A 25426-nucleotide genomic window follows, 5' to 3' on the forward strand; every position below is an offset into this window, starting at 1 on the left:
CTAGAGCGAGAAGCCCTCGCCCAGATACAGGCGGCGGACATTGGCGTCGGCAACGAGTTCGGCGGGGCTGCCGGCGAACAGCACGCGGCCGTCATAGATGATATACGCGCGATCGACGATCTCGAGCGTCTCGCGAACATTGTGATCGGTGATGAGCACACCGATGCCGCGGTTCTTCAGCTCGCACACCAGATCGCGGATGTCGGCGATCGAGATGGGGTCGATGCCCGCAAACGGCTCGTCGAGCAGCATGATCGAGGGATCGGCTGCGAGCGCACGCGCGATCTCGGCGCGGCGGCGCTCGCCGCCCGACAACGCCATCGCGGGCGCGTCGCGCAGGCGCGTGAGGCCGAACTCGTCGAGCAGCTGATCGAGCCGGCGCGCGCGCGCCGCCTTGTCGGGCTCGGCAAGCTCGAGCACCGCGAGGATGTTCTTCTCGACGGTGAGGCCGCGGAAGATCGAGGTTTCCTGCGGCAGATAGCCGAGCCCCAGGATCGCGCGGCGATACATGGGCAAACCGGTGATGTCGTCGCCATCGAGCATGATGCGGCCGGCATCGGGCTTCACGAGCCCCATCACCGAGTAGAAGCTCGTCGTCTTGCCCGCGCCATTGGGGCCGAGCAGCCCGACGACCTCGCCATGGCCGACATGCAGCGACACGTCGGACAGCACGACGCGCTTGTCATAGGCCTTGGCGATCGAAACGACGGCGAGCCCCGAGTCGACCGGACGCTCGACTACCGGCTCCATGGCTTCGAGCGTGGTGACGTCGTCCATCGCGGCTTCCCTTTCGCGCGCCTACATCGCGCGGATACGCGTGCTTGGCAAGGTTCGTGCATGACCCGACGCGCCGGAACGCGGCGTCGCCGGGGCGGAGTGCGTGGTCAGTTGCCGCGCTGGGGTACGGTGAAGCGGCCGGTGACACGGCCGTTCTGGCGCTCGACGCCGCCTTCGCCCGCCGGCGCGCTGGCGCCGCTGCCAACCGACGACCCGTCGATCACCGCGCGGCCGGTATCGAGATCGATCGACAGCCGCCCGCCGCGCAGCACGTTGCTGCCCTGCGTCAGCGACACGTCGCCGAGCATGGTGATGACGCGGCGGTTGAGGTCGTAGACGCCATATTGCGCGCTGGCGCGCTGATCGGGTCGCGTCACGGTGACGCCACCGGCGGCATCGAGCCGGGAGACCTGCGGATTGCCGCCGATCACTTCGCCGGTGTAGGCGACGGTCACGCGCGCGGCGCTGAGCGTGAGGTTGGCCTGGCGAATGTCGACACCGCCTGACAGCACCGCACGATTGGCGCGATCCTGAAGCTCGATATTCTGCGCGGCGAAGTCGATCGGCGCGTTCGAATTGTGCCGCTGCGCGACCGCGGGCACGCTGGCGGCAGCGCCGAGCGCAAGCAGAAGAGCGGCAAGAGCAGGCATCGGGCGCATCACTGCCTATTTGCGTTGCCGGGGACGATGCGCAAGCGGGCATTGCCACTCAATTTTACCGTGCGCGCGTCGAGATCGGCATCGAGCCGGTCGCCGCTGAACGTGCCCTGCGGCGCACGGCCGGTGACGCGCGTGCCCGATTGCAGCCGCCGCTCACGCAGATCGATCGTCGCGTCGCGCGTATCGAGGGCATAACCGTCGGCAGCGCGGAAGGCGATGGGCCCGTCGATCGCCACCTGCTCGCGCTCCATGTCATACTGCCCCTGCTGCGCGCGCAGCGTGGCGGGACCGTCGGAGAGGCGCAGGCCGGCCGCCAGATCGTCGAGCGCAACCACGCGCTCGGCCGAGCTGCGCTGCACCGCCGACCCGGCATTGAGCTGGAAGGGGCGCCCCTTGTCATCGGCCCCGCGATAGCGCGCGGCCTGAATGCGCATGCGCTCCTGCGCGACATCGACCTTGTTCTTGTCGAGCACGAACGAGACGTCGCCGCCGGCGAACAGCGGCGCCATCACGAGGAATGCCGCAAGCACGCCCACCGCCATCGGCAGCGCGACCTGCAGCAGCTTGACGAGCACGTCGTGGCTGCTGCCGGGCGCGGCCCAGCGCTGACGCGCCGAGCGCGTGTTGCGCGCTAGTTCAGACATGCGCGAAGATATCGGCCTCGGGCCAGCCCGCGAGATCGAGCTCGGCGCGGTGCGGCAGGAAGTCGAAGCAGGCCTGCGCCAGTGCCATGCGCCCTTCGCGTTCGAGCCGGCGTTCGAGTTCGACCTTCATCGCATGCAGATAGCGCACGTCGGACGCGGCATATTCCTTCTGCGCCTCGGACAGCACGGGGCCGCCCCAGTCAGACGATTGCTGCGCCTTGGAAAGCTCCTGCCCCAGCAATTCTCGCACCAGCTCCTTCAGGCCGTGCCGATCGGTATACGTGCGCACCAGCCGCGAGGCGATCTTGGTGCAGAAGACGGGCGCGGCGACGATGCCCAGATAATGGCGGATCGCCGCCAGATCGAACCGCGCGAAGTGATAGAGCTTGGTGCGTGCAGGATCGGCGAGCAGCGTGCGCAGATTGGGCGCGGCATAATCGCTGCCGGGCGAGAAGCGCACCAGATGCTCGTCGCCGCCGCCGTCCGAAAGCTGGACGACGCACAGCCGGTCGCGCGGCGTGATGAGCCCCATCGTCTCGGTATCGACGGCGATCGAGGCGCCGGGCGCGAACAGGCCGGCGGGAATGTCTTCTTCATGGAGATGAACGGTCATCGCAGCCGCATAGGCGGGCTGCGATGAACGCTCAATGGCGAAAGCGGCCACGCAGGCGCGATCAGGGCTCGACGGCGGGCGGCGCGGCGGCCGCCTCGCGCCGGGCCTGCGCGCGGCGATTGAAGATGTTGAGCGACTCGACGCCCGCCGAGAACGCCATCGCGGCGTAGATATAGCCCTTGGGCACATGCACGCCGAAGCCTTCTGCGATGAGCACCATGCCGATCATCAGCAGGAAGCCGAGCGCCAGCATCACGACGCTGGGGTTTTTGGCGATGAAGTTGCCGAGCGGATCGGCGGCGAGCAGCATCACCGCCACCGCGACGATGACCGCGATGTACATCACCTCGACATAATCGGTCATGCCGACGGCGGTGAGGATCGAATCGACCGAGAACACGATGTCGAGCAGCACGATCTGGACGATCGCGGCCGCAAAGGTGAGCTCGCCCGCTTTCTTTTTGTCGAGCACCTCGTCGCTCGGACGGCTGTCGACCGAATGGTGGATTTCCTTGGTCGCCTTCCAGACGAGGAACAGCCCGCCGGCGATGAGAATGAGATCGCGCCACGAGAAATCGGTCTCGAAGGCGGGCTTGCCATATTCGTCGAGCGGGCCGGTGATGCCGAGGTCGACCACCGGCGCGGTCAATCCCACGATCCAGGCGATCATCGTCAGGAGCGCCAGGCGCATCACCAGCGCCAGGCCGATGCCGATGCGCCGCGCCTTCTGCCGCTCGGCCTCGGGCAGCTTGTTCGACAAGATCGAAATGAAGATGAGATTGTCGATGCCGAGCACTACCTCCATCACGACGAGCGTGACGAGCGCCGCCCAGACGGCGGGATCGGCGGCGAGCAGCGCAAGATTCTCCATGGATCGTTCCTTTCCCACCACTCGTCGCACGTCGCAAGCCGGCTGGCCGCCGCACAACGTGCTTGCGTCGATTTCGTTCGCGATGCCCGTTTTTTTGCGCTATGCATAAGGCGTGGCGCAACGTTTTGCAGCGCCCGAACACCTGCGTTCATCGTCCGGCGCTTGTGGTTTTGGATATGGTTGGGCGAGCGGGAAGACGAACAGGGCAATGAGTTTCGATCGAGGGCGCCGCGACGGACGCGGCGGGCGCGGCAAGGATAAGCGCGACTTTTTCGGCGGCGACGAAGGCGGCAGCAGCTTCCCTAGCTATGGCGGCGATCGCGGCGGCTTCGGCGGCGGTGACCGCTTCGGTGGCGGCGGCGGTTATGGCGGCGGCGGCGATCGCTTCGGCGGTGGTGGTGGTGGCGGCGGCTATGGCGGCGGCGGCGGCGGTGGCTTCCGCGGTGGTGGCGGTGGCGGTGGCGGCGGTGGCCGCGGCATGCCCCCCCAGGTCGTCGGCGAGGCGACCGGCGTGGTCAAGTTCTTCAACGGCCAGAAGGGCTTCGGCTTCATCGTGCGCGATGACGGCGCCGAGGACGTGTTCGTGCACATCTCGGCAGTCGAGCAGGCGGGTCTTTCGGGCCTTGCCGAAGGGCAGCCGCTGGGCTTCACGCTCGTCGATCGCGGCGGCCGCATCTCGGCCACCGAACTCAAGATCGATGGCGAGCCGCTTCCCGTTTCGGGCGGTTCGAGCGCGCCGCCGCGCGACGGCGGCGGCGGCGATCGCGGCGGTCCGCAGCGCCAGCTTACCGGCGAGCGCGCATCGGGCACCGTCAAGTTCTTCAACGCGATGAAGGGCTTTGGCTTCATTCAGCGCGACGATGGTCAGCCCGACGCGTTCGTGCACATCTCGGCGGTGGAGCGTGCGGGCATGATCTCGCTCAACGAGGGCGACCGGCTCGAGTTCGAGCTCGAGGTCGATCGTCGCGGCAAGTATGCAGCGGTGAACCTGCAGGCGCCGCAGTAAGCGGCATCGGGGATCGCCCCGCATGCGGGTGACACGACACAAGGCGATGGGCGTCGCGGCGGCTTTGACCGTTGCGGCGCCCTTCGCTTTTGCGCAGGACCGCATAGCGGCGGCACCCGCCACCGCGCCGATCGCGGCGCAGGCCCCCTGCCCCGCCGCCATCCCCACATATCGGCCGGCGGTGAAGGCGCGCTACCGCCATGACGCGGGCGCGTTCACGCAAGGGCTGCTTTGGCACGACGGCGCGCTTTACGAGAGCACCGGCCAGGAAGGCCGTTCCGAGGTACGCCGCGTGGCGCTCGACGGCGGTCGCGTGCAGGCGCGCGCGCCGCTGCCCGCCGACCAGTTCGGCGAAGGGCTGGCGCGCGCGGGGAACGAGCTTGTCGCGCTGACATGGAAGCACGGCATCGCCCACCGCTTCGACGCGCGCACGCTGGCCTCGCGTGGCCGCTTTGCCTATCGCGGCGAAGGCTGGGGACTGACGACGCTGGGCGACGCCTTCGTCCGCAGCGACGGCAGCGACATGCTGATCTTCCACGACCCCGCGAGCTTCGCCGAAACGCGGCGCGTGGCGGTGACGATGGACGGTGTGCCGCTCGATGCGCTCAACGAGCTCGAGACGATCGACGGGCGCATCTGGGCCAATGTCTGGCAGCGCGACTGGATCGCGGTGATCGCGCCGGCGACGGGCTGCGTCGTCGCGCGCATCGACCTGTCGGCGCTGGTCGCCGAGATCGGCTATCGCGACGCCGACCGTGTGCTCAACGGCATCGCGTTCGATCCCGCGCGCCGCCGCCTGTTCGTGACGGGCAAGGAATGGCCGACCTTGTTCGAGATCGCGCTGCCCGCGATCTGAAACGCTGCGTTTCGCGGATATCGCCGCGCGCTTGCCGGTTGTCTCGGTGAGAGGAGATTGTAGCATGGGCCGATTGATCGACGGACAATGGCATGGCGAGGAGCCGGTGGCGCCCACCGACGACAAGGGCGACTTCCAGCGCGCCGATTCGACGTTTCGCGACTGGCTCACCGCCGATGGCGCCGCCGGTCCCGACGGGCAGCGCGGCGTCGCCGCCAAGGCCGATCGCTTCCACCTCTATGTCAGCCTCGCCTGCCCCTGGGCGCATCGCACGCTGGTGGTGCGCGCGCTGAAGGGGCTCGAGGCGCTGCTGCCCGTCACCGTCGTCGGCCCGGTGATGGCCGAGCATGGCTGGAGCTTCCTGCCCGAATATGGAGGCACCGGCGATCCGCTCTATGGCTTCGACCATTTGCACCAGATCTACACCACTGCCGATCCCGAGATGACGGGCAAGGTGACGGTGCCAGTATTGTGGGACAAGGCCGAGCGGCGAATCGTGAACAACGAATCGTCGGAGATCATCCGCATGTTCAACACCGCCTTCGACGCACTGGGCGCGCGCGAGGGCGACTTCTATCCGGTGGCGCTGCGCGACGAGATCGATGCGGTGAACGACCGCGTCTACAAGACGGTGAACAACGGCGTGTACCGCGCGGGCTTCGCCAAGCAGCAGGCGGCCTATGAAAAGGCTGCGCGCGCATTGTTCGAGAGCCTCGAGTGGCTCGAGGAGCGGCTCGACGGGCGCGAGTGGCTGGTGGGCGACGTGTTGACCGAAGCCGATATCCGGCTGTTCACGACGCTGATCCGCTTCGATGCCGTCTATCACGGCCACTTCAAGTGCAACTGGCGGCGCATTGTCGACTATCCGCGGCTGCACGCGCTGATGGAGCGCGTGCTGGCGCTGCCGGGCGTCGCCGACACGGTCGACTTCGACCATATCAAAACGCATTATTATCGCAGCCACCCCGAGGTGAACCCGACGCGGATCGTGCCGATCGGCCCCGAGCGCGTGTAGCGCTCAGCGCAGGCCGGTCAGCCAGCCGGCGAGCGCGCCGCCGAGGATCACCGCCGGCGCCACCCACGCTCCGCGCAATCGCCACGTCGCCAGCAGCGCGAGTGCGAACAGCGCGAGCGCGATCGGCCACGCCTCGATCCTGAGTGCGGTCGCGCGCGCGAGGTCTATCAGCGTCGCCGCGATCACGCCTACCACGGCGGCTGCGACGCCGATAAGCAGGCGATGCAGCGCAGGCATCTCGACCAGCGCCTCGAGCCGTTCGAACAGCACGAGCGAGAAGGCGAATGCGGGCAGGAACATGCCGGCGGTTACGGCAAGCGCACCCCAGAACCCACCCGCCACATAGCCCGCAAAGGTGGCGAAGATCACCAGCGGCGCCGGGAGGACGCCGGCGATGGCAACGCCGTCGAGAAACGCGCCGTCGCTCAGCCAGCCACGGCCGACGGTGTCGGCGCGCACATAGGGAATGGCGGTGTAGGCGCCGCCGAAAGTTAGCAGCCCGCCCTTGAGGCCGGCGACGAACAGCGCCGCCAACGTCACCGGCGCGGCATCGGCAGCGACGGTGGTGGGGCGGCCGAGCGATGCCGCGACGACGGCGATGCCGATCGCCAGCGCGACGATGCCGAGCAACGCCAGCCGCCGCGCCGATACGGCATAGGCAAGCCCGCCGGTGACGAGCGGCAGCCAGAACGGCACGCCGAGCAGCGTCGTGGCGGCGCTCGCGGCGGCGATGGCAGCAAGCGTGCGATCCTCGATGGCATGCTGGCCGATGCGCACGATGGCGCGCAGGATGATCGCGAGCACCACGACCTGCACGCCGAGCAGCAGGCCGCTCAAATCCCCTACGCCGGCGAGAAAATTGACGTAGAGCCACCCGCAGGCGAGCATCAGGATCAGGCCGGGCAGCATGAAGCCGAGCCCCGCGAGCAGCCCGCCCAGCCGGCCGCGCGCGATCATGCCCAGGTGCACGCACAGCTCGTGCGCCTCGGGCCCCGGCAACACCTGCATCACCGCGAGCAGGCGGTTGAAGCGCGCGCGATCGATCCAGCGCTCGTCCTCGACCAACGCTTCGCGCACCATCGCGATCTGCGCGACGGGTCCGCCGAATGCGAGCATGCCGAAGCGCAGGAACTTGGCGAACAGCGCGAAGAGGCTCAATCGTCGCGGATCAACGAGTCCGGTAGTCATCAGGCACGCTCCCTTGCCGCACGAGGCGGGTGGAGCGGACTTGGACGGAGGACCGCCTGAACGGGCGTCCGCATCGGCCCGGTGGCCCAGCTATCCTATCAACATGCCGACCGCGTCAATGCCGATTTCAGCCGATCATCCGCCGCAGCGTGTCGATGCGGTCCGCCTCGGCGGCGGGCTTGTCGTGGCGGATGCGGCTGATGCGCGGGAAGCGCATCGCGAGGCCTGATTTGTGGCGCTTCGATTCGTGAATCGAATCGAAGGCGACTTCGAGCACGAGCGACTTCTCGACCTCGCGCACCGGACCGAAGCGGTTCTGCGTGTGGTTGCGCACGAAGCGATCGAGCCATTTGAGCTCCTCGTCGGTGAAGCCCGAATAGGCCTTGCCGACGGGCAGCAGTTCGCCGTCCTCGCTCCAGCAGCCGAAGGTATAGTCGCTGTAGAAGCTCGATCGCTTGCCCGATCCGCGCTGCGCGTACATCATCACGCAATCGGCGACGAGCGGATCGCGCTTCCATTTGTACCACAGCCCCACGCGCCGCCCCGCGACATAGGGGCTGTCGCGCCGCTTGAGCATCACGCCCTCGATCGCCGAATCGCGCGCGCCGGCGCGGATTGTGGTGAGCGCGTCGAAATGCTCGGCGTCGATGACGCGGCTGAGGTCGAAGCGGTCGGCGTCGAGGCGCGGCATCAGCGCCTCGAGCGCGGCGCGGCGCCGGTGCCATGGCTGCTCGCGCAGATCGGTGCCGGCATCGAACAGCATGTCGTACAGCCGCACGAAGGCAGGAAACTCGTCGAGCATCTTGCGCGAAACGACCTTGCGCCCGAGTCGCTGTTGCAGCGCGTTGAAGCTGGCGGCCCCCTCGCCCTCGCCAATGCTGCCGCCCTGCGCCTCGCCCTTCACCAGCAGTTCGCCATCGAGCACGCACGGGGTCGTGAAGGCGGCGGCCACCTCGGGGAAGCTGGCGGTGATGTCCTCGCCGGCGCGACTGTATAGGCGCGTCTGTCCGGCAACGTGGACGAGCTGGACGCGGATGCCGTCCCATTTCCATTCGGCGACATAGTCGGCGAGGTCGATGCGCAGATCCTCGAGCGGGTGCGCGAGCATGAAGGGGCGGAACACGGGCACGTTGGCGGCGCTCGGCTGCTCGCCCCTGCCTTCGGCCCAGGCAAACAGCGCCGCGTAAGGCGGCTTGAGCCCGTGCCACACTTCCTCAACCGCATCGACATCGAGCCCGAAGCCTTGTGCGAGCGCGGTCTTGGCGAGGCGCGCCGACACGCCGACGCGCAAGCCGCCGGTGGCGAGCTTGAGCAGCGCATAGCGTTCGTCGGGTTCGAGGCGATCGAGCATGTCGGCGAGTGCTGCGGGCGCCTCGGCGCGGCCGAGCGTGGCCAGCCGGTCGATCACCTGCGCGACGGTCAGCGCCTCGGCATTGCTCGTCCGCGCGGCGGGGTTCTCGGGCCACAGCAGCGCCACGGTCTCGGCGGTGTCGCCCACGAACTCGCGGCTCATCGCGAACAGCACAGGATCGGTGCGTTCGGAAATGAGCGTGCGGATGACCGCGGGCTTGACGGCGGGAAGGTCGAGATCGCCGGTAAGCGCCGCCATCGCCCAGCCGCGATCGGGATCGGGCGTGGCGCGCAGATAGTCGCCGATCAGCCGCAGCTTGGCATTGCGCGAGCGGGTGAAGACCAGCCGGTCGAGCAGGTCGGCAAAGGCGCGCATCGTCTATCCGGTCCGCGATGGCGCGATCAGGACAGCGTGTCCTTGACCTTCCTGCCTGCCAGCAGCCCGAGCACCAGCAGGATGACGAAGATGGCGACCGCGATGAAGAACAGGATCTTGGCGATGTCGATGAAGGCACCGCCGATGCCTCCGAAACCGAGAACGGCCATGACGAGGCCGATGACGAGGAATATCACTGCCCAGCGAATCATGATGGCGTTCTCCCTTTTATGAGCCGACCAACCGCGCCGCCACGGCGATGGTTCCGCTCAGCGCACGCGGTCATAGCGATAGACGATCTCACGGGGCTGCTTGCCGGCGCCGTCGATACGCACCCAGAAATCGAGGCCGCCGGGCCGTGTGCGATCGAGCGTCGCACCGTCGAAATAATAGCGCTGGCCCTCGATCGCGATCAGCCGGAACTCGACGGGCTTGCGCGTGCCGTCTTCCCAGCCGGTGAAATCGGGGTTGAAATGGCGGTAGCGCAGGACGACGCCGCCATCGCGCTCGATGATCTGCGACAGTTCCATCAGCGTGACGCGGCCGTCGCGCATCTCGTAGAAATGCCCCGTGATCTGTCCGCCGGCAGGCGCCGAATAGCTCTCGCCCGCCTCGCCGCTCGCACTCGTGCCGCGCCATTCGCCGGCGATCCAGGCCATGTCGGCAAGCGTCGCGCGCATCGGCTGCTCGCCGGGCGCGAGCGTGCGCGTCTGCGCTGGAAGCGCCGAGCCGGGGGCGCTCTGGGCGAGCAGGGCGGCGAGCAGCGGCACGAGCATGGCGTTTCCCCCCGAAGGCGGCATCCGCCGCACGACGCGGCATATCGCGAGCGTACGGCGATGTCGCCTGCGCTTTTGCCGGTGTGCCGGGGATCAGCCCTTGCGGCTGGCCTCGAACAGGAACCAGGCGCGCTCCTCGGCCTGGTCGGTCCAGTCGTCGAGGATGCCGCTGGTCGCATTGTCCTTGGCATCGTCGACGATGTCCTTGGCCTCGCGCAGCAGCTCGACGAGCTTCAGATTGTCTTCGCGCAGCTCGACGAGCATCTCGGCGGCGGGGACGAAATCCTTGTCATTGTCCTTGATCGTCTGATGCCGGGCGATGTCGCCGATCGAGCGCAGCGTGGTGTTGCCCGTTTTGCGCACGCGCTCGGCGATGGCGTCGGTCGTGGCCAGGATCTGCGCGGCCTGATCGTCGAGCATCAAATGATAGTCGCGGAAATGCGGGCCCGAGACGTGCCAGTGGAAGTTCTTCGTCTTGAGGTACAGCGCGTAGCTGTCGGCGAGGATGCCGTTCAGCGCCTCGGCCACGGTCTTGGCGTCGTTCGCCTTGAGATCGGTGGGGGTCTTGAGCGCGGGATTGGGATTGTCGGCCATCTGAATCTCCGAAGTTCGGTTCGGATCGACAACGACCGGCCGGCTTATTCGCTCCCTCGGAATTCGCCGATCAGCATGATCGCCCGCCTAGATGATCCGCAAGGCCGAAAGGCACGCGGCACTGCCCAGCGCGGCGAGAATTACCGCTGCACTCCATCGCCAGATGTCGAGCGGCAGGCGGCGCCAGCGATGCTCGCCGAGCAGCACCGCGGGAACACTGGCGAGCGTCGCGCCGATACTGGCGCCGACCGCGGCAAGCAGCGGCGAGCTGCCCCAGATGCCCGTACCGAAGGCGATGAACTGCGTGCGATCGCCAAAGGCGAGGATGAACAGGCCGATCGCACTGGTGCCGAACGCGCCGAGCCGCCAGCCTTCGAGCCGGTCCGACGGTGGCTGCATGCGCCATGCCGCACCGATCGCGGCGAACAGGAGCGCCAGCCCGAGCATGAGGCTGCGCGCATTGGGCGTCATCAGCGGGCGAATCTGGATCGCTGCGATCGCGGCAATCGCATTGACCAGCAATTGCGCGACGAGCACGCCGGCGAGGATCGCAAGCGGGCGACGGTAGCGATCGGCGAGGATCGCCGCCAGCCAGGGCGGCCTGTCTGTCGCATGCGCGACCAGCGCGGCGACGAAGCCCGAAAGCAGCGATTCCATGCGCGCCGGCTCAGGCGCCGGCGAGCCGCACCGAGCAGGCGGCGGCGAAGGTTTCGTGCATGCCGCGATCGGCCGTGGGGCAGCAGGCGGCGTCGGCAAGGATCGCCAGCCAGTCATGGACGATCGGTCCGCGCTCGCCGCGTGCCACCGCCGCGTCGATGGCGTGGATGACGGTGACGGCAGGCAACCGCCCGTGGCGCACCGCGTGGCGACGAAGCTGGTCGAGCGCGGCGATCAGCGCGGCGGGCTCCATCGCATCGGCCGCGGCATCGATCGCGGCGATACGCCCGCGCAGGTCGGTCGCGATGAGGTCGCTGGTGAGTGCGCTGCGCATGAGCCGGTCCTTCGATTTCCACTCGCCAGCTTGCCGCATTGCGGTTACCGGCGCGTTAAGCCGTCGGCTGGCCGAATCGTCCAATGCGACCGGCCCGCCGAACGGCACGAGCGACACCGATTTCCCCTGGGGGCTGCTATGCGGACGTTTCTCGTGCTCGTTACGATCGCGCTGGCCTGCCTGATCGGTGCGGCGGTGATTCTTCGCAAGCGCCATATCCGCCGCGGCGAAACTGCCCGCCGCGATGCGCGACGCGCACGGCGGCTGGCGCGGCAGCAGGATTGGGACGCGATCCGTCACGCCAGCGAGAGCGAGGACGACGAACCGCGCTGACCGGGCGCGGCATAACGGCACATCGGGTTGACTTTGGCGGCCATGTGCCGCATGCGCCCGCCACTGGCAGCGGCACGCCCCGGCGCGCGCTGCTTTTCGCATTTCAAAGCATACGAAGGACTGGGCCATGGCCAAGCCGACTACCGTAAAGATCCGGCTGGTGAGCACCGCCGACACGGGCTTCTTCTACGTGACCAAGAAGAACCCCCGCAACCAGACCGAGAAGATGAGCTTCCGCAAGTACGACCCCGTCGTGCGCAAGCATGTCGAGTTCAAGGAAGCCAAGATCAAGTGATTGCCGCCCCGGCGCCGGCCGGGGCAGCGACGATCGCGGGCCGACCGACGCCTTCGTGCCGCGCACGGGGGCGTTTTCGTACGTCGGTACAGGAGCGCGGACGGCGCGATTCGCGCCGGGTCAGGCGAGTGCCTTCACTTCCTCGATGAAGCGCAGCACCGCGATGGGTTTCGAGACATAGGCAGTGGCGCCGGCGGCGCGGATGCGCGCCTCGTCGTCGCCGCCGGCATAGGCCGTCACCGCCATGATCGGGATGGCGCGCAGCCGCGGATCGGCGCGCATGTGCTGGATGAGCTCATAGCCCGAGACGTGCGGCAGCTGGATGTCCATCACCACCAGATCGGGCAGCATCTCGCGCGCCTTCGCCACCGCGTCGCGCCCATCGCGCACGGGCTCGGGAAGATAGCCGTGCGCGCGCAGCAGATCGCAGAACAGCTTGAGGTTGAGCGCGTTGTCCTCGACAACGAGCACCCTTTTTGCCACCGCGGCGTCTTCTGCTGCTTCCTCTTGCATGAGCGATTCCCTAGGCGATGCCGCTGCGCGAGACAAATCCCGAACGCGACCCGCATGCGCTGGCGCTGCAGGCGCTGGTATGGGCACTGTCCGAGCCCCCCCGCGCAATGCGCCTGCTCGACGTGACCGGCCTCGATCCGCGCGATCTGCGTGCGCGCGCGGGCGAAGCCGAGGTGCTTGCTGCCGCGCTTGCCTTTCTGGAAGCGCATGAACCCGATCTGGTGGCCTGCGCCGACGCGCTCGGCGTGCCGCCTGCCGATATCGTCGCCGCGCGTCGCGCGCTGGAGAACCAATGAAACCACTGCTGATCTGCGACTGCGACGAAGTGCTGCTGCACATGGTCCGCCACTTCCGCGACTGGCTGGGCGAAGCCCACGGCATCGACTTCTCGATCGGCGCGGGCGACTTCGCCGCCTCGATGACGCGGCGCGACGGCGCGGCCATCGCGCGCGAGGAGATGTGGGGGATGCTCGACGGCTTCTTCCCGAGCGAGATGGCGCGGCAGACACCGGTGCCGCATGCGCGCGAGGCGCTGGCCGCGCTCGCCGAGCATGCCGATATCGTGATCCTCACCAACCTCAAGGATCATTGCCGCGACCACCGGATCGACCAGCTCGCCGAGCATGGCATCGCGCATCGCGTCGAATGCAACCAGGGCGGCAAGGGCGAGCCCGTCGCGAAGCTGGTCGCCGAGCATGGCGACCCGGTCACGGTGTTCGTTGACGATCTCGCGGTGCACCATGATTCGGTCGCGCGCCACGCGCCGGGCGTGCACCGGCTTCACATGATCTCCGAACCCCAGCTTGCCGCCGCCATGCCCCCTGCCCCCGAGGCACATGCGCGCATCGACGACTGGCGCGCGGCGCAGGTGTGGATCCTCGATCGCTTCGCCAAGGGGTTGCCCGCTGGCGCGGCAGACGGCATGGCACGGGCATGACCGACACGATCGACGCAACGCTGGCCGAACTCGGCCTCACCCTGCCCGAAGCCGCAGCGCCGGTAGCGGCCTATGTGCCGGTAGTGCGGACGGGCAACCTTCTGCACATCTCGGGCCAGCTCCCGTTCGAGGACGGCGCGCTGATGACCGGCCGCGTGGGAGAGGATCGCGAACTCGACTATGCAGCCGAGGCCGCCAGGCGCTGTGCGCTGATGCTCGTCGCGCAGATGAAGCGCGCGCTCGACGGCGACCTGTCGCGCGTGGCGCGCATCGTGAAGCTCGGCGTGTTCGTCAATTCGGCGGGCAGCTTCACCGACCAGGCCCAGGTGGCGAACGGCGCGTCCGAGCTGATGATAAAGCTGTTCGGCGAATCGGGCCGCCATGCGCGCAGCGCAGTGGGCGTGCCGGTGCTGCCGCTCGGCGCGGTGGTGGAAATCGACGCGATCGTCGAGGTCGCCTGAACCGCGCTAACGCTGCCGCTTAAAGCAGCGCATGCCTGCAATTCGCGCCCGATAAACGGGCAGCCGCCACGCCATTGTTGCCCAGGCGCAACATCGGCGCGTCGGTGCGCGTGCATACCGCAAATCCGCTTGTCGGCAGTATCGCTGCGCCGCAATATCGCCGCGTCGGACAACGACCGTGCGGGGCTTGCAGCTCCATGAAGATGCGGCGGACCGGCAGCAGGAGAGAACCATCGCCTTCCTACCGAAAGGGCATACGATGCGTTTCTCGACCCCGAGCCTTGCGGCTCTTTCGCTCATGCTGTTCGCCGCGCCTGCCTATGCGCAGGAAGAGACGGCACCCCCCGAACCCTTAACCGTGACCGGCAGCGTGACGCTGGCGTCGGACTATCGCTTCCGCGGCGTGTCGCAGACCGACAAGGAATTCGCCATTCAGGGCGGCGCCACGATCGCGCACGAAAGCGGCGTCTATGCCGGTTTCTGGGGATCGAACCTGGCCGGATGGGGCACCTTTGGCGGCGCCAACATGGAACTCGACATCTATGGCGGGTTCAAGTTCCCGGTCGGCGACGGCGGCACGCTCGACGTGGGCGTCACCTGGTACATGTACCCCGGCGGCGCCGACGTCACCGATTTCGCCGAGCCCTATGTCAAGCTGTCGGGCACCGCCGGCCCGGTGAGCCTGACGGCGGGCGTGTTCTACGCGCCCAAGCAGGAAGCGCTGGGCGATGTATTCTTCACCGGCGCGGCTGCGGCTTCGGGCATTCCCGACGATCCGGGCGACAGCGAGGACAATCTGTATCTGTCGGGCGATGCGGTGTTCGCCATCCCCGAGACGCCGGTGAGCCTGCGCGGCCATATCGGCTATTCGGACGGCAATCCGGGCCTTGGCCCCAATGGCACCAGCGTGGCGCCGACGGGCCAATATTGGGACTGGAATCTCGGCGCCGACGTAAGCGTTCTGGGTCTTACGCTGGGCGTCTCGTATATCGACACCGATATCAGCGCTGCCGATGGCGCCTATCTGCTGCCCAATTTCCAGAAGACGACGGGGGGCAGCATCGCCGACGGAACGATCGTGGTATCGCTGACCGCGGCGTTTTGAACCGGGGGCGCCTGCCCGCGATCGCTGTCCGTGCCGGGCCTGTCGAAGCTCCGTTCTTCCTGAAAAAGAACGGCACTTCGACAGGCTCAGTGCGAACGGAATGGGTTCATGCGGGCCGCTCCCGTTACTCGGGCGTGGGGGTCGGCGTCGGCGTGGGCGTAGGCGCCGGAGTCGCGGCGGGCGTGCCAGTCACGGCGCGCGCGTCCTGTCCATCGCCCTGCGGCGCGGCGATGATGTCGCGCGTGGTCGATCCCTTGTCGACCACATTGGTATCGGGATCTCCCACGCCCGAACGCACGCCGGCATCGGCATTGGCGCGCCCGGCGGCGTTCACCACCGCCGCCTCGCCGGCGCTGCGCTGTGCGGGTCCACCGAACAGCGCATCGAGCGCCTGGTTCGACGGGCTAGTATCCTGCGGGCGCGGCGCACCGGGCTGCGGCGGCACCAGCGCGAAATCGGGCGGGATCACCAGCGGCGCCTGCCGCGCCACGGCGAATTCGTCGGGCCGGTTGCGATCGAGCCCGCTGGCGCCGCAGCCGCCCAGCAGCAATGCCGATGCCGCGGTGCCCATCATCATCCAGTTACGCATTCGATTTCTCCACAGGGGCGGCGCCCGCATCCTTTTCGCGCACGAACAGCGCGCGGACAAGCAGGATCACCACGCCGATCGTGATCGCCGCATCGGCGACGTTGAATACCAGGAACGGGCGAAACTCGCCGAAATGCAGATCGGCATAATCGACGACATAGCCGAAGCGCATCCGATCGAGGATGTTGCCGAGCGCCCCGCCGAGCACCAGCGCCAGCGCGGCGCGATCATGCCGATTGGGCTCGCGCGTCATCCAGATGCCGACGCCGAGCGCGATGAGCGCGGTGACGCCGACCAGCGCCCAGCGCATCGCATCGCTGTCGGCAGGAAGCAGCCCCAGCGACACGCCGACATTGGGTACGAAGCGCAGGTCGAAGATCGACACGATCTCGAGCCGGTCGCCCAGCCGCGCGATGCCCAGCACGTCGACGACGAGCCACTTGACCACCTGGTCGATCACGAACACCGCGCCCGCGATCGCATATCCGCCCGTCTTGCCGTTCATGCGCCCAACACCTCGGCGCAGCGGTCGCACAAGGCACCGTCGTGCGCAACCTCGGGCAGATGGCGCCAGCAGCGGCCGCATTTGTGGTGGCGGGTGCGCGTGACCGCCAGGGCGTCGCCCGCGTGCACGGTGGACGTGATGAACACTTCGGCGAGCATGTCGGGCGGCAGCAGCGGGTCGGGCACCGTCACCTCGGCCTCGTTGCTCGATCGGATGACCTTATCGCGACGCAGCGGCTCGATCGCCTCGGTCACGGCCTCGCGCAGGCGGCGGACGTCTTCCCATTCCGTACCCACCGGCAGGTCGCCGGGCATGGCGGGCAGTTCGGGCCATTCGAGGAAGTGGACCGATCCGTCGTCGCTCGGGAAACGCGCCTGCCACACTTCCTCGGCCGTGAAGGGCACGAGCGGGGCGGCATAGCGCACCAGCGCGTGGAACAGGATGTCGAACACCGTGCGGCACGCACGGCGCTTGGCCGACGCCGGGGCGTCGCAATACAGGCTGTCCTTGCGGATATCGAAATAGAAGGCCGACAGGTCCTCATTGGCGAAATCGAGCAATGCGCGCGCGTAGCGGTTGAACTCATAGGCTTCGGCCGCCGCGCGCAGCTCGCGATCGAGACGGCCGAGCTTGTCGAGGATATAGCGTTCGAGCGCGGGCATCGCGCGTACCTCGACGCGCTCGCCATCGTCGAACCTGTCGAGCGCGCCCAGCAGATAGCGAAAGGTGTTGCGCAGCTTGCGATAGGCATCGCCGGTGCCGCTCAGCACTTCCTTGCCGATGCGCACATCCTCGAAATAGTCGGTCTGCGCGACCCAGAGGCGCAGGATGTCGGCGCCCGATTCACCGATGATCTTGAGCGGATCGACGACATTGCCGAGCGACTTCGACATCTTGCGGCCATTGCCGTCGAGCGCGAAGCCGTGGGTGAGCACCGCGTCATAGGGCGCACGGCCGCGCGTGCCGCAGCTTTCGAGCAGCGACGACTGGAACCAGCCGCGATGCTGGTCAGACCCCTCGACATAGAGGTCGGCGCGTACACCCTCGCCATAGCGTGCCTCGACGGTGAAGACGTGGGTGCTACCCGAATCGAACCACACGTCGAGAATGTCGGTGACGACTTCGTAATCGGCGAGCGCGTGATCGGGGCCGAGCAGCGCCTGGTGGTCGGCAGCGAACCACGCATCGGCACCACCCGCGCGGAAAGCGTCGAGGATGCGCGCGTTGACGGCCTCGTCGCGCAGATAGTCGCCGGTCTTGCGGTTGACGTAGATCGGGATCGGCACGCCCCACGCGCGCTGTCGGCTGATGACCCAGTCGGGCCGCCCTTCGACCATCGCGCGGATGCGGTTCTGGCTGCGCGCCGGCACCCAGCGCGTCCGCTCGATCGCGTCGAGCGCGAGGTCGCGCAGCGTGGGGGCGTTGCCGGCGACCGGGTTCACGACGGGGCCGAAGCCGGCCGACTGCGCGAAGCCAGGAAGCTCGTCGGCGGCGGCGCCTGCCGTCCGTTCGCCCTGAGCCTGTCGAAGGGCGGCCCGCCCTTCGGATGCGAGGGGTCGGGCTTCGACAGGCTCAGCCCGAACGGTCTTGGTGTTGCCATCCATCGGGATGAACCATTGCGGCGTGCAGCGGAAGATGATGCGCGCCTTCGAGCGCCAGCTGTGCGGATAGCTGTGCTGGAACGGCCCGGCCGACAGCAGCGCACCGGCTTCGCGAAGGTCCGAACAGATCGGGCCTTCGGGCGCGTTGAACTTCGGGTTGATGACGCTGAGGCGCCGCTCGTCGGCGCCGCCCAGCCACGCCCAGTCGTCGCGGTAGCGGCCATCGTCCATGACGGCGAACACCGGCTCGATGCCGTTGGCCTTGCATAGCGCGAAATCGTCCTCGCCATGATCGGGCGCCATGTGGACGAGGCCGGTGCCGGCATCGGTGGTGACGAAATCGCCGGGGAGGAACGGGCGGGGCTTGGCGAAGAAGCCACCGAGGGCGTGCATCGGATGGCGGGCGGTGGCGCCGGCGAGTGCGGATCCCTTTAGCTCGAGCTCTGGATCAAGCCAGATACCAAAATCACCCTGCATGGCCCGCGCCTGAAGCGCAGCAACCAAAGGCTTTGCAACAAGTACGCGGCCAACATCAAACCAAGGGTGAGCTTTCTGGTCTGCTGCAACGCGAGCGGACAAGTCTTCATCAACTTCGCCCGTAAGCGAGCCTGTTGGCGACACCCTACAAACGGCATACTCAACTTCAGGCCCATAGGCCAAAGCCTGGTTCACCGGGATCGTCCACGGCGTGGTCGTCCAGATGACCGCGTGCGCGCCAACGAGTTCGGGCGCGTTGGGCGCCTCGACGATCTCGAACGCCACGTCGATCTGTGTCGACGTCACGTCCTCATATTCGACCTCGGCCTCGGCGAGCGCGGTCTTTTCGACGGGCGACCACATTACCGGCTTGGCGCCGCGATAGAGCTGGCCGCTCGTCGCGAACTTCAGGAGCTCGCCGGCGATCGCCGCTTCGGCGTCGTAATGCATCGTGAGATAGGGATCGGCCCAGTCGCCCATCACGCCCAGCCGCTCGAACTGCGCGGCCTGGACGCCTACCCAGTGCGCGGCATAGTCGCGGCATTCCTGGCGGAACTCGGCCGACGGCACCTCGTCCTTGTTCAGCTTCTTCTTGCGATAGGCTTCCTCGATCTTCCATTCGATCGGCAGGCCGTGGCAGTCCCAGCCGGGAACGTACGGCGCGTCCTTGCCCATCAGCGACTGGCTGCGGACGATGATGTCCTTCAGCACCTTGTTCATCGCGTGACCCATGTGGATGTCGCCATTGGCGTAGGGCGGGCCGTCATGGAGGATGAAGCGCTCGCGGCCCGCGCGCTGCTCGCGCAGGCGATCATAGATGCCGATGCGCGCCCAGCGATCGAGGATCGCGGGCTCCTTCTGCGCGAGGCCGGCCTTCATGGGAAAGTCGGTCTTCGGCAGGAAGACGGTGTCGCGGTAGTCCACCGGATCGGTGGCGCGCTGCGGGGTCTCGGGCGTGTCGGTCATGGGTGCGCGGGCCTTAGCGAATGCGGCGGGGCAAGCAAAGCGGCAGCGCGATCACGCCGTGGAGAGCGCCAGGCGCGCGGCATCGCAATCGCGCGCCATCTGCGCATTGAGCGCATCGAGCCCGTCGAACTTGGCTTCTGGGCGGATGAAATCGATGAGCGCGACGTCGAGCGTGCGGCCATAGAGATCGCCGTCGAAATCGAAGAAATAGGGTTCGAGCAGCTCGGTCGCCTGCCCCTCGATCGTCGGGCGGACGCCCAGATTGGCGGCACCTTCGAGCCGGCGGCCATCGTCCACCGTCGCGCGCACGGCGTAGATGCCGTAGCGCGGGCGCAGATAATTGCCGAGCGTGAGGTTGGCGGTGGGATAGCCGAGTTGACGGCCGAGCTTGGCGCCATGCTCGACCACGCCGCGGATGCTGAACGGCCGCGTGAGCAGCGCCGCGGCGGCACGCGGCTCGCCGGCGCGCAGATGCTCGCGGATGCGGCTCGAGGAAACGACACCGCCCTCGCCCGCCACTGGCGCCACGGTATCGACGCTGAAGCCGTGTTCGGCGCCGAGTGAAGCGAGCACGCCCACATCGCCGTCACGCCCCTTCCCGAAGGTGAAGTCGGCGCCCGTCACCACGCCCCCTGCCCCAGCCAGCGCCAGCAGCCGCTGCTCGACAAAGGCGCGCGCGGGCAGCGCGGCGAGGCCGGCATCGAAGCCATAGACGAGCATCGCATCGGCGCCCGCCGCTTCGAACAGTTCTTGGCGCTGGTCGAGCGTGGTGAGGCGGAAGGGCGGCGTGTCGGAGCGGAAGAAGCGCATCGGGTGCGGATCGAAGGTGGCGACGATCGCCGGCCGGCCCTCGGCGCGCGCACGCGCCACCGCGCGGCCGACCACGGCCTGATGTCCGGCATGGAAACCGTCGAAATTGCCGAGCGCGACGATAGCGCCGCGCAGATGCGCGGGGACCGCCGAGCCGCCGTCGAGCCGCTGCATGGCGCGCGCTATAGGGGCGCGGCGGCGGCTTGCAAATCCCGCGGCGCGAGGCCGCCGCGCAGCAGCCGCAGCACGTTGCCGCCCATCACCTGCGCCACCTCGCCATCGGTGAAGCCGCGATCCTTGAGCGCCTGCGTGACGACGGCGAGCTGGCCGGCGTCGAACCCCGTCGTCACCGCCCCATCGAAATCGGAACCGAGGCCGACATGGTCGATCCCCACCAGATCGCGGACATGCGCGATCGCCGCGGCGATGGCGGCAGGCGATGTGTCGCATACGGCGGCATCCCAATAGCCGATGCCGATCACGCCACCAGTGCGGGCGATGCCGCGTATCTCGGCATCGGTGAGGTTGCGGTTGACGCGGCACGTCGCCTGCACGCCGCCATGGCTTGAGACGACGGGGCGGCGCGCCATCGCCAGCACCTCGGCGACCGCCGGATGGCTCGCGTGCGCGACATCGACGATCATGCTGAGCGCCTCCATCCGCCGCACCGCCTGCCGGCCGAGTGGCGTGAGGCCGCCCTTTCCCAGCCCGTGCATCGATCCGGCAAGCTCATTGTCGAAGAAGTGCGTCAGGCCCGCCATGCGGAAGCCCGCCGCATGCAGGCGATCGAGGTTGCGCAAATCGCCTTCCAGATTGTGCAGCCCCTCGATCGACAGCAGCCCGCCCGTTGCCCGCTGGCCCGCGGCGCGATCGGCGAGCAGGCGCGCGAGATCGTCGGGCGTGTGGATCAAGCGCAACCGGCCTTCAGATGCTGCGGCGGCGCGGTGCAGTTTGGTCGCATGCCACAAGGAGCGCTCGAGCAGCGAGCCCCACGTCCGCACCGGCTGCAACTGGCCGATGGCCAGCATCGTAATGTTGTCGCTATCGGCGCCATTGGCGTCGTAATTCTGGTCCTTAGGCGTCTTCGTGACCGAGGAGAAGACCTGGAGCGCGACGTTGCCGGCTTCGAGGCGCGGCAGATCGACATGGCCGCGATCCGCCGCGTCGAGCAGGCTGCGCTGCCACAGCAGCGTGTCGCCGTGCAGATCGGCGATGGCGAGGCGGTCGTGCAGCGCCCGCGTTTCGGCCGATACCGCCGGAAGCGGCGTGCGCGCGATGCGGTTCATCGATCGCTCGGCCATGCCGGGGGCGAGTAGGAAGAAGGCCGCTGCGGCGACGAGGATCAGCGCTGCCGCGCCGATTGCGACGCGACGGATCATGTGCGGCGGATCAGCGTAACGAAATCGAACGCCGGACGATCGCCCTCGGCGGCATGCGCCTCGCGCGCCATCTCGATCCAGTCGGCGGGGTCGAAAGCGTCGACACGCGCATCGCCTTCCGGCGCGGCATGGACTTCGGTCAGCTCGATGCGCGTGGCGTGCGGCAATAGCTGGCGATAGAGTTGCGCGCCGCCGATCACCGCCACCTCGGCCACGTCGCCGGCGATGTCGAGCGCGGCTTCGGGCGAGGCGGCGCGCTCGGTGCCCTCGGCCGACCAGCCTTCGTCACGCGTGACGACGATGTGTCGGCGGCCGGGCAGCAGCCTTGGAAAACTCTCGAAGGTGCGGCGGCCCATCACCATCGGCTTGCCCATCGTCATCGCTTTGAAGCGCCTGAGATCGGCGGGCAGATGCCAGGGCAGCCCGCCGTCACGGCCGATCACGCCGTTGTCGGCGCGCGCGAGGTAGAAAGTCACGTCGCGTGCCATCAGACCGCCACCGGCGCCTTGATGTGCGGCTGCGCGGCATAATCGCGGATGGCGAAATCCTCAAAAGCATAACCGTCGATCGAATCGGGGCGACGCAGGATTTCGAGCCGTGGCAGCGGCCCCGGCGTCCGGGACAGTTGCTCACGCGCCTGATCGAGATGGTTGGCGTAGAGGTGGCAGTCGCCGCCGGTCCAGATGAAATCGCCAGGCTCGAGATCGCATTGCTGCGCCAGCATGTGCGTCAGCAGCGCGTAGCTGGCGATGTTGAAGGGCACGCCAAGGAAGATGTCGGCCGAGCGCTGGTACAGCTGGAGCGACAGGCGGCCATCGGCGACATGCGTCTGGAACAGGCAATGGCATGGGCTGAGCGCCATCGCGTGCAGCTCGCCGGGATTCCACGCGGTCACGATCTGGCGGCGCGATCCGGGATCGGTGCGGATAGTGCGCACCAGCTCGGCGATCTGATCGACATGGCGGCCATCGGCACTCGTCCAGTCGCGCCACTGCTTGCCATAGACGGGACCGAGGTTGCCATCGGCATCGGCCCATTCGTCCCATATGCTGACGCCATGCTCGTGCAGCCAGTCGACATTGGTGTCGCCGCGCAGGAACCACAGAAGCTCGATGATGATCGAGCGCAGATGCAGCTTCTTTGTCGTGACGAGCGGGAAGCCGGCGGAAAGATCGAAGCGCATCTGATGGCCGAACACGCTCAGCGTACCGGTGCCGGTGCGATCGGACTGGCGAGCGCCGGTTTCGAGCGCGCGGCGCATGAGATCGAGATATTGCTGCATGGCGCCTGCCTATAGCGATTCGGCGCCGCGCCCAAGCGCCACCGTGTCGCGCCGATATGGCGGCAACCGCAGCCGGACTGGACCCGATCGGACTTTGCGTCGAGTCGCGCGCGCGCAACGATGCGTGATGGCCCCGCTCCCCGCCCGGCTCGCCGATGTTGAACGAGCACATGCGATGTTCGCGCCGATCGCCGACGCGCCACACGAGGTCGCGGTGTTCGCCTATCTCGACGCGACGGGCATGTTGCTGGCGATGCGGCATAGCCCCGCGGGAGACGCGGCGTCGGTGCCGGTCCCGCTTCGCCGCCTTGCCGCCGATGCGCTGGCGTTCGACGCCGCCGCGATGGTGATGGCGCACAACCACCCGAGCGGCGATCCGCGACCGAGCGCGAGCGACATTGCGGTGACGCGGCTGATCGATCGCGCGCTCGCCGCGATCGAGGTGCGGCTGGTCGACCATCTGATCGTGACGCGCGGGCGGGTCACGAGCTTCCGCATTCTGGGATTGCTGTAGCGGCGGCAGCCTCAGCCGGGCATGTCGGAGGTCGCGCGCGGTGCGGGCGCGCCGGGCGCGTCGCGATCGATACGGCAGGCGCGGATGGTGCGCGGATCGGGACGTTCGCCGCTCGCCTCGAACACCGCGAAATAGCCGCCTGCCGATTCCATCGGCTGCATGCGCACCATGCGATAGCCGACGGCGGCGAACTCGCATTCGAGCAGCGCGGGCGGCGTGCCGTGATTCTGCGTCGCGCGATCGGCATCGACGACGATCACCTGTCCGCCCGGGCGGAGCGAAGGGCGCATCCGCCACAGGAACTCATAGGGCTCGGCGATCTCGTGGTACATGTGCACCATCAGCACGCGATCGAAACTGTTGTCGGGCAGGCGCGGATCCTCGGGCACGCCGAGCCGGACGCTGACATTGTCGAGCCGCTCACGCGCCACGCGCTCGGCCAGCGCATCGCGCACGCCGGGCACAACATCCTGCGCCAGCACGCGGCCATCAGCACCGACCCGCTCGGCCAGGCGAATGGTGTAGTAGCCCTCGCCCGCGCCGATATCGGCGACGGTCATGCCGGGGCGGATGCCCGCCATGTCCATGACGTTCTCGGCCTCGTTCAGCCGGTCGCGCGATTCCTCGTTCGACCAGCGGCTCGAGACGATTGTGGCGACGGGCCGGTCGGCGGCGGGGAAGTCCCCCACATCCTCGACCTTGTTCTGCGGCGGCTTGACGGGCGTTTCGCACGCCGAGAGGAGCAGCGCCGCGAATAGGGTCAGCATGGGCGCGCTCCGTGCGATCAATCGACGTCCTCCACCTCGACCTTCTCGCCGGTGACGCGCTGCGAAAGCGCGGCCGCCATGAAGGGGTCAAGCGCGCCGTCGAGCACATCGCCCGGCGCGGTCGACGTCACGCCTGTACGCAAATCCTTGACGAGCTGATAGGGTTGCAACACGTACGAACGGATCTGGTGGCCCCAGCCGATCTCGGTCTTGGCGTTGTATTCGCCCATCGCGGCGGCCTCGCGCTTCTGCAACTCAGCCTCGTACATCCGCGCCTTGAGCATCGACATCGCGGTGGCGCGGTTCTTGTGCTGCGAGCGGTCGTTCTGGCTGGCGACGATGATGCCGGTGGGCACATGCGTGATGCGCACCGCCGAATCGGTGGTGTTCACATGCTGGCCGCCGGCGCCCGAGGCGCGGTAGGTGTCAATCTTCAAGTCGCTTTCGTTGATCTCGATGTCGATCGAATCGTCGATCACCGGATAAACCCAGACGCTCGAGAAGCTGGTGTGGCGCCGCGCTGAGGAATCATAGGGGCTGATGCGCACCAGCCGGTGCACGCCGCTTTCGGTCTTGGCATAGCCATAGGCATTCTCGCCTTTCAGCAGCAGCGTGGCGGCCTTGATGCCCGCCTGCTCGCCTGCCGAATAATCGACCAGCTCGACCTTCATGCCGCGCCGCTCGGCCCAGCGCATGTACATGCGCTGGAGCATCTCGGCCCAGTCCTGGCTCTCGGTGCCGCCGGCGCCGGCATGGACCTCGAGATAGGCGTCGTTGGCATCGGCCTCGCCCGCGAGCAGTGCCTTCACCTTGTCCTGCTCGGCGCGCTCGGCAAGCGCCTTGAGCGCGGCGGTGCCCTCGGCCGCCATTTCCTCGTCGCCTTCGGCGTCGGCCATGTCGATGAGTTCGGCGGTGTCGGCCAGCTCGCGCTCGATCGCGCGCGTGGCGCCGATCGCGCTGTCGAGCCGCTGGCGCTCGCGCATCACTTCCTGCGCAGCGCGCGGGCTGTCCCACAGCGTCGGATCCTCGACACGGGCGTTAAGCTCGTCGAGCCGGCGCAGCGCCTTGTCCCAGTCGAGGAACCGGCGCAGCAGCGCGAGGGCGGCGTTGATCTTGTCGGCGTAGGCCTGCGCTTCGGCGCGCATGGTGATGCTCCAGAAACAAGGTTGGTCATGC

At 67.9% G+C, this 25426-nt stretch carries 32 protein-coding genes; 10 read left to right on the forward strand and 22 right to left on the reverse strand.

Annotated elements, in window-relative coordinates; genetic code table 11:
* The 5 genes from lptB to FBR43_RS09590 form a co-directional block, all read right to left on the reverse strand.
* Positions 1–777 carry an LPS export ABC transporter ATP-binding protein gene (lptB, locus tag FBR43_RS09570; RefSeq protein ID WP_136942926.1) on the reverse strand — a complete coding sequence of 259 codons (777 nt, stop codon included), beginning with the start codon at positions 775–777 and terminating at the stop codon, positions 1–3.
* 107 nt (positions 778–884) lie between these two features.
* A complete protein-coding gene (locus tag FBR43_RS09575) occupies positions 885–1427 on the reverse strand; it encodes an LptA/OstA family protein (RefSeq protein WP_394344048.1) in 543 nt (180 codons plus the stop codon).
* An 8-nt stretch (positions 1428–1435) separates the two neighbouring features.
* The gene (lptC, locus tag FBR43_RS09580; RefSeq protein WP_136942928.1) at positions 1436–2080 is read right to left on the reverse strand and encodes an LPS export ABC transporter periplasmic protein LptC; all 645 of its coding nucleotides are present in this window, start codon (positions 2078–2080) and stop codon (positions 1436–1438) included.
* Positions 2073–2693, reverse strand: coding sequence for a ribonuclease D (locus tag FBR43_RS09585; protein WP_136942929.1), 621 nt, complete (start codon positions 2691–2693; stop codon positions 2073–2075). The genes lptC and FBR43_RS09585 overlap by 8 nt, the downstream gene beginning before the upstream one ends.
* Positions 2694–2754: 61 nt before the next feature.
* Positions 2755–3564, reverse strand: a complete 810-nt coding sequence (locus FBR43_RS09590) for a TerC family protein (RefSeq protein ID WP_136942930.1) — start codon at positions 3562–3564, stop codon at positions 2755–2757.
* Between the two features lie 208 nt (positions 3565–3772).
* Between FBR43_RS09590 and FBR43_RS16575 the strand changes: the two genes are divergently transcribed.
* From FBR43_RS16575 to FBR43_RS09605, 3 genes are all read left to right on the forward strand, one after another.
* Positions 3773–4570 carry a cold-shock protein gene (locus tag FBR43_RS16575; RefSeq protein WP_136942931.1) on the forward strand — a complete coding sequence of 266 codons (798 nt, stop codon included), beginning with the start codon at positions 3773–3775 and terminating at the stop codon, positions 4568–4570.
* 22 nt (positions 4571–4592) lie between these two features.
* Positions 4593–5426 carry a glutaminyl-peptide cyclotransferase gene (locus tag FBR43_RS09600; protein WP_136942932.1) on the forward strand — a complete coding sequence of 278 codons (834 nt, stop codon included), beginning with the start codon at positions 4593–4595 and terminating at the stop codon, positions 5424–5426.
* Positions 5427–5490: 64 nt separating this feature from the next.
* Positions 5491–6441: a glutathione S-transferase family protein gene (locus FBR43_RS09605; protein WP_136942933.1), complete on the forward strand. Its 951-nt coding sequence runs from the start codon at positions 5491–5493 to the stop codon at positions 6439–6441.
* Positions 6442–6444: 3 nt separating this feature from the next.
* Here the strand turns inward: FBR43_RS09605 and chrA are convergent, their stop codons facing one another.
* The 7 genes from chrA to FBR43_RS09640 all read right to left on the reverse strand — a co-directional run bounded on the left by chrA (position 6445) and on the right by FBR43_RS09640 (position 11716).
* Positions 6445–7629, reverse strand: a complete 1185-nt coding sequence (chrA, locus tag FBR43_RS09610) for a chromate efflux transporter (protein ID WP_136942934.1) — start codon at positions 7627–7629, stop codon at positions 6445–6447.
* Between the two features lie 127 nt (positions 7630–7756).
* Positions 7757–9355, reverse strand: coding sequence for a cisplatin damage response ATP-dependent DNA ligase (locus FBR43_RS09615; RefSeq protein WP_136942935.1), 1599 nt, complete (start codon positions 9353–9355; stop codon positions 7757–7759).
* A 26-nt stretch (positions 9356–9381) separates the two neighbouring features.
* Positions 9382–9567, reverse strand: a complete 186-nt coding sequence (locus tag FBR43_RS09620) for a DUF1328 domain-containing protein (protein ID WP_136942936.1) — start codon at positions 9565–9567, stop codon at positions 9382–9384.
* Positions 9568–9624: 57 nt separating this feature from the next.
* On the reverse strand, positions 9625–10131 hold the full coding sequence (locus FBR43_RS09625) for a DUF6265 family protein (protein WP_136942937.1): 507 nt from the start codon (positions 10129–10131) through the stop codon (positions 9625–9627).
* 93 nt (positions 10132–10224) lie between these two features.
* Positions 10225–10725, reverse strand: a complete 501-nt coding sequence (locus FBR43_RS09630) for a Dps family protein (protein WP_136942938.1) — start codon at positions 10723–10725, stop codon at positions 10225–10227.
* 87 nt (positions 10726–10812) lie between these two features.
* Positions 10813–11382: a TMEM165/GDT1 family protein gene (locus FBR43_RS09635; RefSeq protein ID WP_169542564.1), complete on the reverse strand. Its 570-nt coding sequence runs from the start codon at positions 11380–11382 to the stop codon at positions 10813–10815.
* A 10-nt stretch (positions 11383–11392) separates the two neighbouring features.
* A complete protein-coding gene (locus FBR43_RS09640; protein WP_169542565.1) occupies positions 11393–11716 on the reverse strand; it encodes a hypothetical protein in 324 nt (107 codons plus the stop codon).
* Between the two features lie 138 nt (positions 11717–11854).
* Between FBR43_RS09640 and FBR43_RS09645 the strand changes: the two genes are divergently transcribed.
* Both FBR43_RS09645 and rpmG read left to right on the forward strand, forming a co-directional pair.
* A complete protein-coding gene (locus FBR43_RS09645; protein WP_136942941.1) occupies positions 11855–12049 on the forward strand; it encodes a hypothetical protein in 195 nt (64 codons plus the stop codon).
* 127 nt (positions 12050–12176) lie between these two features.
* Entirely contained in the window at positions 12177–12344 is a 168-nt protein-coding gene (gene rpmG / locus FBR43_RS09650; RefSeq protein WP_033922433.1) for a 50S ribosomal protein L33, read from the forward strand.
* A 120-nt stretch (positions 12345–12464) separates the two neighbouring features.
* On the opposite strand, the gene FBR43_RS09655 is transcribed toward rpmG, so the two are convergent.
* The gene (locus FBR43_RS09655; protein ID WP_136942942.1) at positions 12465–12827 is read right to left on the reverse strand and encodes a response regulator; all 363 of its coding nucleotides are present in this window, start codon (positions 12825–12827) and stop codon (positions 12465–12467) included.
* 47 nt (positions 12828–12874) lie between these two features.
* Between FBR43_RS09655 and FBR43_RS09660 the strand changes: the two genes are divergently transcribed.
* The 4 genes from FBR43_RS09660 to FBR43_RS09675 all read left to right on the forward strand — a co-directional run bounded on the left by FBR43_RS09660 (position 12875) and on the right by FBR43_RS09675 (position 15360).
* On the forward strand, positions 12875–13153 hold the full coding sequence (locus tag FBR43_RS09660) for a DUF3572 family protein (RefSeq protein WP_136942943.1): 279 nt from the start codon (positions 12875–12877) through the stop codon (positions 13151–13153).
* On the forward strand, positions 13150–13794 hold the full coding sequence (locus FBR43_RS09665; RefSeq protein ID WP_136942944.1) for an HAD family hydrolase: 645 nt from the start codon (positions 13150–13152) through the stop codon (positions 13792–13794). The genes FBR43_RS09660 and FBR43_RS09665 overlap by 4 nt, the downstream gene beginning before the upstream one ends.
* Positions 13791–14255: a RidA family protein gene (locus tag FBR43_RS09670; protein WP_136942945.1), complete on the forward strand. Its 465-nt coding sequence runs from the start codon at positions 13791–13793 to the stop codon at positions 14253–14255. The genes FBR43_RS09665 and FBR43_RS09670 overlap by 4 nt, the downstream gene beginning before the upstream one ends.
* Before the next feature lie 259 nt (positions 14256–14514).
* Positions 14515–15360, forward strand: a complete 846-nt coding sequence (locus tag FBR43_RS09675) for a TorF family putative porin (protein ID WP_136942946.1) — start codon at positions 14515–14517, stop codon at positions 15358–15360.
* Between the two features lie 124 nt (positions 15361–15484).
* On the opposite strand, the gene FBR43_RS09680 is transcribed toward FBR43_RS09675, so the two are convergent.
* Genes FBR43_RS09680 through FBR43_RS09710 form a run of 7 tightly spaced genes read right to left on the reverse strand, consistent with a single transcriptional unit; the run spans position 15485 to position 22969 of the window.
* Entirely contained in the window at positions 15485–15949 is a 465-nt protein-coding gene (locus FBR43_RS09680; protein WP_136942947.1) for a DUF3035 domain-containing protein, read from the reverse strand.
* Positions 15942–16454, reverse strand: coding sequence for a signal peptidase II (gene lspA / locus FBR43_RS09685; RefSeq protein WP_136942948.1), 513 nt, complete (start codon positions 16452–16454; stop codon positions 15942–15944). The genes FBR43_RS09680 and lspA overlap by 8 nt, the downstream gene beginning before the upstream one ends.
* The gene (locus tag FBR43_RS09690) at positions 16451–19498 is read right to left on the reverse strand and encodes an isoleucine--tRNA ligase (RefSeq protein WP_136942949.1); all 3048 of its coding nucleotides are present in this window, start codon (positions 19496–19498) and stop codon (positions 16451–16453) included. Before FBR43_RS09690 ends, lspA begins: the two co-directional genes overlap by 4 nt.
* Positions 19499–19549: 51 nt before the next feature.
* Complete coding sequence (locus FBR43_RS09695) at positions 19550–20482, reverse strand: bifunctional riboflavin kinase/FAD synthetase (protein ID WP_136942950.1); 933 nt, start codon at positions 20480–20482, stop codon at positions 19550–19552.
* An 8-nt stretch (positions 20483–20490) separates the two neighbouring features.
* Positions 20491–21687, reverse strand: coding sequence for a dipeptidase (locus FBR43_RS09700; protein ID WP_169542566.1), 1197 nt, complete (start codon positions 21685–21687; stop codon positions 20491–20493).
* A complete protein-coding gene (locus FBR43_RS09705) occupies positions 21684–22175 on the reverse strand; it encodes a dihydrofolate reductase (protein ID WP_136942951.1) in 492 nt (163 codons plus the stop codon). The genes FBR43_RS09700 and FBR43_RS09705 overlap by 4 nt, the downstream gene beginning before the upstream one ends.
* The gene (locus FBR43_RS09710; protein WP_136942952.1) at positions 22175–22969 is read right to left on the reverse strand and encodes a thymidylate synthase; all 795 of its coding nucleotides are present in this window, start codon (positions 22967–22969) and stop codon (positions 22175–22177) included. Before FBR43_RS09710 ends, FBR43_RS09705 begins: the two co-directional genes overlap by 1 nt.
* Before the next feature lie 127 nt (positions 22970–23096).
* Between FBR43_RS09710 and FBR43_RS09715 the strand changes: the two genes are divergently transcribed.
* Positions 23097–23483, forward strand: coding sequence for a JAB domain-containing protein (locus FBR43_RS09715; protein ID WP_136942953.1), 387 nt, complete (start codon positions 23097–23099; stop codon positions 23481–23483).
* 11 nt (positions 23484–23494) lie between these two features.
* Here FBR43_RS09715 and FBR43_RS09720 read toward each other — a convergent pair whose 3' ends face one another.
* Both FBR43_RS09720 and prfB read right to left on the reverse strand, forming a co-directional pair.
* Positions 23495–24250, reverse strand: a complete 756-nt coding sequence (locus FBR43_RS09720; RefSeq protein ID WP_136942954.1) for a class I SAM-dependent methyltransferase — start codon at positions 24248–24250, stop codon at positions 23495–23497.
* 17 nt (positions 24251–24267) lie between these two features.
* On the reverse strand, positions 24268–25395 hold the full coding sequence (gene prfB / locus FBR43_RS09725; protein WP_136942955.1) for a peptide chain release factor 2: 1128 nt from the start codon (positions 25393–25395) through the stop codon (positions 24268–24270).
* Positions 25396–25426 lie beyond the last annotated feature (31 nt).

It is taken from the genome of Sphingomonas baiyangensis (assembly GCF_005144715.1).
Classification (GTDB): domain Bacteria; phylum Pseudomonadota; class Alphaproteobacteria; order Sphingomonadales; family Sphingomonadaceae; genus Sphingomonas; species Sphingomonas baiyangensis.